Source organism: Humibacter sp., assembly GCF_051954055.1.
GTDB lineage: Bacteria > Actinomycetota > Actinomycetes > Actinomycetales > Microbacteriaceae > Humibacter.
The window spans coordinates 1-8,197 of record NZ_JBQCIE010000007.1 but is presented as its reverse complement, the minus strand read 5'-3'; the positions used below and the strand labels follow the sequence as shown (position 1 = coordinate 8,197).

Here is an 8,197-nt window from a genome sequence, read left to right as displayed (position 1 = left end):
TGGGTGTTCTCCGCGGTGGGCGCACCTCGCGCCGTCGCGGTCGGTGACATCACCGCGCTGAAGCCCTTGGCCTCGAACAACTACGGCGGGGTCGTCGCACGGTCGGCGACGAAGCGGCTGTTCCACGCATCCCGCATCCTGCTGGGGTACCCGCAGCTGATCGAGTTCCTCCGCACACGCCGTCCGGACCTGCAGATCCCCGACGCGTCCTGGCCCCTCTGACCGCCGCTACGCCAGCGCCGTGCCAGGCGCCCGCTGACCGCGACGCCGAGCGCTACACCAGCGCCGCGCCCACCGTCCGCTGACCGCGACGCCGAGCGCTACGCCAGCGCCGGCACGACCTCCCGCTCGAACAGCTCCCACCCGGACGTGTCGTACGCGAGCTCCGGGAAGTAGTGGATGCTGTACCCGAGCCCGTGCTCGACCCGCTTCTGCAGTCGCTCCACGACCTGCTCCGGCGTGCCGAAGCCGTCCGAGCCGAGGTACTCCTGCTCGGCGCGTGCGGTCCGCTCGTCGCCGAGGTGCGGACGCAGCCGGGCGAGCACGGCATCCAACCGGTCCCTGGCCTCCTGCTCGGTTTCGGCCACGATCGTGTTGAAGTTCGACGAGCGGGTGATCGAGTCGAAGTCGCGCCCGAGGTCCTCGCAGTGCGCGCGCAGCACCTGCGACTTGTGGTCGAACTCGTCGAGCGAGCCGGCGAAGTTCGTGTAATCCGCATACTGCGCCGCGATCTTCAGCGTGACCTTCTCGCCGCCGCCAGCGACCCAGATCGGGATGCCGCCCTGCTGCAACGGCTTCGGCTCCACGATCGCGCCGTCGACCCGGTAGTACCGCCCGTCGAGGGTCGCCGTGCCGGTCGTCCACGCCTGCTTCATGATGTCGACGCCCTCGCGGAGCATCCGCAGCCGGTCGGGCACGTCCGGGAAGCCGTAGCCGTATGCCCGCCACTCGTGCTCGTACCAGCCGCCGCCGATGCCCATCTCGATGCGTCCGGCCGAGACGTGGTCGACGGTCGCCGCGACCTTGGCCAGGTACGCCGGGTTGCGGTAGCCCATGCACGTGCACATCTGTCCGAGACGGATGCGCTCTGTCGACGCTCCGAACGCCGACATGAGCGTCCATGCCTCGTGCGTCGCCTCTTCGCTCGGCACAGGAGTGGTGTGGAAGTGGTCGTAGACCCAGAGGGATTCCCACGGACCGGCATCCGCCTTCTGCGCGAGGCCGCGCATGGTGGGCCACTGCTCGGCCGGATCGATGCCGACGAGGTCGAATCGCCAGCCCTGGGGGAGAAAGGTTCCAAAGCGCATGTCTTCGACGTTACGGCCTGGAGCAACTCCGAGGGGAGCCGTCACAGACGGAAATGCCGATTTCGCGGATTCCATCGATGCAGCGAAGCTGGACAGTATGCGAAAGATTGCCGTCGCGGCAGCAGCGTTCGCAGCTGCCGCACTCCTTCTCACAGCGTGCACCTCGGGGAGTCCGTCCTCGTCGAGCACGTCGGGCGGAGGAACGCTCACGATCCTCACCCCCCAGACCACAGTGTCGCTCGACCCGGCCTCCAGCCAGAACCTCGCCACGACCACGCTGGGCCTCATCGACCGTCGCCTGACCACCTGGAAGGTGGAGCCCGGCAAGGATGCGAAGGTCGTCCCTGACCTCGCCACCAACACTGGTGTTCCTAGCAACGACGGCAAGACCTGGACCTACACGCTGAAGAGCGGAGTCAAGTTCAGCAACGGCCAGCCGATCACGAGCGAGGACATCAAGTACGGCATCGAGCGCTCCTTCAGCAACCAGCTGCAGGGCGGCCTGAGCTACCACAAGACCCTGCTCGTGGGTGGCGACACTTACCAAGGTCCATTCGGTGGCCAGTCGCTCGCCTCCATCGAGACGCCGAACGACAATACGATCGTCTTCCAGCTCAACAAGGCGTTCGGTGACTGGCCATGGATCGCGTCGATGCCGGCCTTCAGCCCGGTCCTGCCCTCCAACGGCAACCCGTCCACGTACGCCAAGGCGCCGATCACGTCGGGTCCGTACAAGGTCGAGACCATCAAGGACGGCACCTCGCTCACGCTCGTGCGCAACAAGTACTGGAGCAAGTCCACCGACTCCGTGCGCACCGCCTCCGCAGACAAGGTCCAGTTCCTGGAGAGCCAGAACCAGTCGACTACGGTGCAGAACCTGATCGGCGACACCGGTCAGTTCAAGAACGCGTTCGGTGCGCAGTACCTTGGTGCGTCCGACCTGGTCTCGGTGAACGCGAACGCGGAAGCCAAAAAGCGCGTCGCCACTTCGGACGCCGGCCCTATCCAATACCTCGCCATCAACGTGAAGCGAGTGCCGGATCTCAAGGTGCGCCAGGCGCTCGAGTACGGGGTCGACAAGAAGTCGTACCTCGTGGCATCCGGCGGGGCGCAGGCGGGCGTGCTGGCCAGCACGCTGATCACGCCGGGCATCGCCGGACGCGAGGACTTCAACCTCTACAAGGCGCCGGACTCGGGCGATGTCGCCAAGGCTAAGAGTCTGCTCTCCGAGGCGGGAGCTTCCGGTCTGACGCTCACGCTTCTCACGCAGAACGACTCGTCGTCGATGGCCCAGGCCCAGGCGATCCAGGAGGGACTCAAGCGCGTCGGCATCACGGTGACGCTGCGACCCGAGGATTCGAACACGTTCTACACGGATGCCGGCGCCAACAACCCCACGTTCGACCTGGCTCTGTTCGGCTGGCAGCCGGACTTCCCGTCGGCGAACGCGAACATCTCCCCACTCTTCGACTCGAGCCAGATCGGCAACGGCAACTTCAACGTGTCGCAGTACAGCAACCCCGCGGTCGATGCCGCGATCGCCAAGGCTCAGGCTGAGGTCGACACAGCGACGGCCGAGAAGGAGTGGGCGGCGATCGACAAGCAGATCATGGCCGACGCCCCCGTCGTGCCGCTCATCTACGCGAAGCAGTCGTTCTTGCGCGGCTCCGGAATCGGCAACTTCTTCATCCCGTCCTTCCCGGCGTACCCGGACTACCGCACGCTCACGACGGGCAACTGAGGCAGCAACACCCCAGTGAAGCCAGCAACACGGCATCCGTTGGGAGCAGGCGGCGCGGAGGATGCCGCGCCCCTGCTCCGCGTGCGCGATCTCTCCATCGCGTTCGCAGCGGACGGCGCCCAGACGCGCGTCGTCGACTCCATTGGCTTCGACCTGCGCCAGGGCCAGGTGCTCGCACTCGTCGGCGAATCGGGATCGGGCAAGTCCGTCACTGCAATGAGCGTTCTCGGACTGCTTCCCGATTCCGCTAGAGTCAGCGGCGAAATCCGACTGCAGGGTGAGTCCTTGATCGGCGCCGATGGCGCGACACTCAGGCACGTGCGCGGCGGGGTGATCGGCACGGTGTTCCAGGAGCCGATGAGCGCGTTCGACCCGGTATACACGATCGGCGATCAGATTGCGGAGGCGATTCGCGTCCACCGGCCCGCTGTGCGCGGTGCGGCGCTCAAGCAGCGCGTCGTCGAACTCCTCGGCTCGGTCGGCCTCGGCGAAGCCTCACGTATCGCCAGATCGCATCCGCACGAACTCTCCGGCGGGCAGCTGCAGCGGGCGATGATCGCCATGGCCATCAGCTGCGATCCCGTCGCCCTGATCGCGGACGAGCCCACAACGGCGCTCGACGTCACGGTGCAGGCCGGCATCCTCGACCTCCTGCGGTCGCTGCGTGACTCGAGGGGTATGGCCATCCTGCTCATCACGCACGACATGGGTGTGGTCGCCGATCTCGCCGACGACGTGCTGGTCATGCGAGCAGGCGTCGCAGTGGAGCGCGGACCGGTGGAAGCGTTGTTCGCGGCTCCGTCGTCGGACTACACCGAGCAGCTGCTCGCGGCCGTGCCCACGCTGGCCGAGATCGATCCATTGGATGCCCGAACCGAGTCCGCCGCAGCCGACGTGTCCGGGGAAGGCCCCGCGCCGGCAGGCGACACGACGGACGCGCCGGCAGCCCCGTCTGTCGGCGCTCGCGCGGATGCCGCTCCGGCTGCGCTGCTCGAGCGCGCTTCGGTCGTCTTCCGTCGGCGTGGGGTCGCGGTGCGGGCCGTCGACGATGTCACTTTCGACATCGGCATCGGAGAGGTTGTCGGCCTCGTGGGTGAGTCGGGATCCGGCAAGTCCACGATCGGCAAGGCTCTCGCCGGGCTCGTTCCCGTAGCCGACGGACGTGCAGAGGTCGCGGGCGTCGAACTCGCAGGAGCATCCATGCGCCGCAGGCGAGCGGTGCGTTCGCGCATCGGTTACGTCTTCCAGGATCCAGCGTCCTCCCTCAATCCCCGCAACACCGTCGGGCGAAGTGTGGCGGAGCCGCTCGTCCTGCACACCGACGCGTCGCGCACGGAGCGCGCCGATCGGGTGCGGGAGCTGCTCGTTCAGGTCAGGCTGCCCAGCGAGTTCGCCGAGCGCTATCCGCACGAGTTGTCAGGCGGTCAGCGGCAGCGCATCGCCATCGCAAGGGCTCTTGCGCTGAAGCCTTCGCTGCTCATCGCAGACGAGCCGACAAGTGCGCTGGATGTCTCGGTGCAGGCATCCGTGCTCGACCTGCTCGAGCAGCTGCAGAGGAGCCTAGGCTTCGCCTGCCTGTTCATCAGCCACGATCTCGCCGTGGTGAGGCGGCTCTCCGACCGCGTGGTCGTGCTGCGCGACGGGCGGGTCGTGGAGAGCGGATTCGCCGCGCAGGTGCTGGAGGCGCCGACGGATGCGTACACGCGTCGCCTTCTCGCGGCCGCTCCCGTCGCGGATCCCGCCGCGCAAACCCTGCGTCGGGACGCCTGGCGTGCTCTGGAGGACGCCAGGTGAACGTGTGGAATCACCTGCGCAAGGACCCGTGGGCGCTCACCGGCGCGATCGTCGTGCTCGTGTTCGTGCTGGCGGCCGTGTTCGCACCGCTCATGACGGGCATCAATGGCCAGAACCCGTATTCGTACCACCTCGGAGCGCTCGACGACAACGGATCGCCCAAGGGATGGGGCGGCGGCATCTCGTGGCAGCACTGGTTCGGCGTGGAGCCGCTGACCGGGCGCGACCTGTTCTCCATCGTCGTCTACGGTGGACGGGTTTCCATCACAGTCGGTGTGCTGGCGACAGTGATCTCGGTCGCGATCGGCGTGCTCGTCGGTCTCACCGCCGGGTACTTCGGCGGCTGGTACGACCGCATCATGAGTCGCGTCATCGACGTCATGCTCGGCTTCCCGAGCCTCATCTTCATGATCTCGCTGACCGCCATCGTCGCCGCGTCGTTCCCACGGCCCGTGCTCATGGTGCTCATCATCGGGTTCTTCGGCTGGCCGGCTGTCGCTCGAGTGGTGCGCGGACAGGTGCTGTCGTTGCGGCAGCGCACGTTCGTCGTGGCATCCGAGGCGATGGGGGCCGGCAGCAACCACGTGCTGTGGCGGCAGCTGCTCCCCAACGTTGGTTCGACGATCATCGTGTACGCGACCATCCTGATCCCGTCGATGATCGGCACGGAGGCAGCTCTGTCGTTCCTCGGTGTCGGCGTACCTCCGCCGACGCCGTCGTGGGGTCGTACCATCGGCAACGCGATCGCGTGGTTCTCGACCGACCCGTTCTACCTGATCTTCCCAGGTGCTGCGCTGTTCCTGATCACGCTCGGATTCAACGCCTTCGGCGACGGACTGAGGGATGCCCTCGATCCGCGGGTGAATCGCCGCAGGTCGCGAAGACGTCGCGGGTCATCGGGAACCCGGGAGTCCGGCCCGACAGAAGGGCAGCCCCTGGCGACGGATGGCGTGGCCGCCCAGGAACATCCGCCGACACCGAGTCCGGAGGTGGCTGGCTGATGCGCATGGCCCGTTTCATCCTGTTCCGTCTGCTCGGCGTGATTGTCGTGCTCCTCGTGGTCACGGCCATCACGTTCGTCATCTTCTACGTGCTGCCGACGAATCCCGCCCAGCTCTCGTGCGGCAAGCCGTGCACTCCGCAGAACCTTGCAGCGGCTAAGGAGTACCTCGGTCTCGACCAGCCCTGGTACGGGCAGTTCTGGGAGTTCCTGAAGGGCATCGTCGTCGGCCGCTCGTTCGGAAGCGGATCCGGTGTCGTCGTCTGTTCTGCGCCGTGCTTCGGATACTCGTTCCAGCTCCAGACGCCCGTCACGCAGCTGATCCTGTCCCGTTTTCCCGTGACGGCATCGATCGCCGTAGGCGCAGCGGTGCTCTGGTTCGTGACCGGCGTGTTCGGCGGCACGATCGCGGCCATCCGTAGAGGACGAGTCGCCGACAAGGCGATCATGACCGTGGCCATCGCAGGGGTGTCCGCACCCGCCTACCTCGTGGGCATGCTGCTCATCCTGTTGTTCGGCTTCACGCTGAAGTGGTTGCCGACGGGAGGGTACGTGCCGATCACGGAGGATCCCGTGCAGTGGTTCACCCACCTGCTCCTGCCGTGGACCGCCCTCGCGTTCATCAGCGCTGCAGTCTACGCGCGGCTGACTCGCGGCGAGCTGCTCGAGCAGTTCGGCCTCGACTACGTGCGGACGGCGAGGGCGAAGGGGCTCACGGAGGGATCCGTCGTCGTGCACCACGCGCTGCGCAACGCGCTCGTTCCCGTTGTGACGATATTCGGTCTCGACCTCGGGGTACTCCTCGGCGGAGCGGTGATCACGGAGCGCGTGTTCTCGATGCAGGGCATCGGGTCCCTGCTGCTGAACGCGATCGGGACTCTCGACCTGCAGACAGTCGTGGGCATTACGTTGTTCGCCGCGTTCCTCATCGCCATCGCCAACGTGATCGTCGACATCGTGTACGGATTCCTCGACCCGCGCGTCCGGGCCGCGTAAGCGCGCGCCCCTTACCGCGGCGGCGGCGCGCATTTGGAGCGACACGCCGCGTCGAGTAAGCTATTGCGGGTGTGCGCTCTGTGCGCGCTTGAACCGTGCCCGCCGCTGAGGCGGACGAGGAACCAGCTCAATCCGAAACCACACTGTTCAGGGAGCCCTGCACTCGCGGGCTACCCCCACGGCATACCTACCACACAAAGAGGCCGCCGCAAGGCGGTCGAAGAGGCCGCTGCTCTGCGGCATCCGGTGGGTCGCGATGTGAAAAGAATCATCAACGCTGTCACCGTGCAGCACAACTAGGAGAAACAGTGCCAACCATTCAGCAGTTGGTCCGCAAGGGCCGCACGCCCAAGGTCGCGAAGACCAAGGCGCCGGCGCTCAAGGCCAACCCGCAGCAGCGCGGCGTGTGCACCCGTGTGTACACGACCACCCCGAAGAAGCCGAACTCGGCGCTCCGCAAGGTCGCCCGCGTCAAGCTCTCCAACGGTACCGAGGTCACCGCGTACATCCCCGGTGAGGGCCACAACCTGCAGGAGCACTCGATGGTGCTTGTGCGCGGCGGTCGTGTGAAGGACCTGCCGGGTGTTCGCTACAAGATCATCCGTGGCGCCCTCGACACCCAGGCCGTGAAGAACCGCAAGCAGGCTCGCAGCCGCTACGGCGCGAAGATGGAGAAGAAGTAATGCCTCGCAAGGGTCCCGCTCCTAAGCGCCCCGTCGTCGCCGACCCGGTCTACGGTGCTCCGGTCGTCAGCCAGCTGGTGAACAAGATCCTGAAGGACGGCAAGAAGTCCCTCGCCGAGAGCATCGTCTACGACGCGCTCGAGGGTGTCTCCGCCAAGAACGGTCAGGATGCCGTCGCCACGCTCAAGAAGGCGCTCGACAACGTGCGTCCCACCATCGAGGTCAAGAGCCGCCGTGTCGGTGGTTCGACCTACCAGGTGCCGGTCGAGGTCAAGCCGCACCGCGCGAATACGCTCGCGCTGCGCTGGCTCACCAGCTACGCGAAGGCACGTCGTGAGCGCACGATGACCGAGCGTCTGATGAACGAGATCCTGGATGCCTCCAACGGTCTCGGCGCCGCCGTCAAGCGTCGCGAAGACACGCACAAGATGGCCGAGTCGAACCGCGCCTTCGCCCACTACCGCTGGTAGTAAGCCGGAACAAAACGGCCCGGTAACGGGTTGTATCTGTACGGACGCACGGGGCGGCAGGATGCCCCTTCCCCGCCCCGCGCGCCGGCTCAGTCGGCCGGCAACTCACACCAATCTTTCTCCGGAGGAATCCCCGTGGCACAAGACGTGCTCACCGACCTGAAGAAGGTCCGCAACATCGGCATCATGGCGCACATCGATGCCGG

General features: G+C 66.5%; 8 protein-coding genes. 7 read left to right on the top strand and 1 reads right to left on the bottom strand.

The window, feature by feature from the left end:
* Positions 1–222: hypothetical protein (locus tag ACTHNC_RS00505; protein WP_440292626.1), on the top strand; the 222-nt coding region annotated here is incomplete at its 5' end.
* A gap of 98 nt (positions 223–320) precedes the next feature.
* Here the strand turns inward: ACTHNC_RS00505 and ACTHNC_RS00500 are convergent.
* Positions 321–1,307, bottom strand: coding sequence for an LLM class F420-dependent oxidoreductase (locus ACTHNC_RS00500; protein WP_440292625.1), 987 nt, complete (start codon positions 1,305–1,307; stop codon positions 321–323).
* A gap of 97 nt (positions 1,308–1,404) precedes the next feature.
* On the opposite strand from ACTHNC_RS00500, the gene ACTHNC_RS00495 reads away from it, so the two are divergent.
* The 6 genes from ACTHNC_RS00495 to rpsG all read left to right on the top strand — a co-directional run bounded on the left by ACTHNC_RS00495 (position 1,405) and on the right by rpsG (position 7,991).
* Positions 1,405–3,048 (top strand): ABC transporter substrate-binding protein, encoded by a 1,644-nt coding sequence (locus ACTHNC_RS00495; protein ID WP_440292624.1) that lies wholly within the window; start codon positions 1,405–1,407, stop codon positions 3,046–3,048.
* 15 nt (positions 3,049–3,063) lie between these two features.
* Complete coding sequence (locus tag ACTHNC_RS00490) at positions 3,064–4,842, top strand: dipeptide ABC transporter ATP-binding protein (RefSeq protein WP_440292623.1); 1,779 nt, start codon at positions 3,064–3,066, stop codon at positions 4,840–4,842.
* A complete protein-coding gene (locus ACTHNC_RS00485) occupies positions 4,839–5,843 on the top strand; it encodes an ABC transporter permease (RefSeq protein ID WP_440292622.1) in 1,005 nt (334 codons plus the stop codon). The genes ACTHNC_RS00490 and ACTHNC_RS00485 overlap by 4 nt, the downstream gene beginning before the upstream one ends.
* Positions 5,843–6,838 (top strand): ABC transporter permease, encoded by a 996-nt coding sequence (locus ACTHNC_RS00480; protein WP_440292621.1) that lies wholly within the window; start codon positions 5,843–5,845, stop codon positions 6,836–6,838. The genes ACTHNC_RS00485 and ACTHNC_RS00480 overlap by 1 nt, the downstream gene beginning before the upstream one ends.
* 308 nt (positions 6,839–7,146) lie before the next feature.
* Complete coding sequence (rpsL, locus tag ACTHNC_RS00475; protein ID WP_146320435.1) at positions 7,147–7,521, top strand: 30S ribosomal protein S12; 375 nt, start codon at positions 7,147–7,149, stop codon at positions 7,519–7,521.
* Positions 7,521–7,991, top strand: a complete 471-nt coding sequence (gene rpsG / locus ACTHNC_RS00470; protein ID WP_440292620.1) for a 30S ribosomal protein S7 — start codon at positions 7,521–7,523, stop codon at positions 7,989–7,991. The genes rpsL and rpsG overlap by 1 nt, the downstream gene beginning before the upstream one ends.
* Positions 7,992–8,197 lie beyond the last annotated feature (206 nt).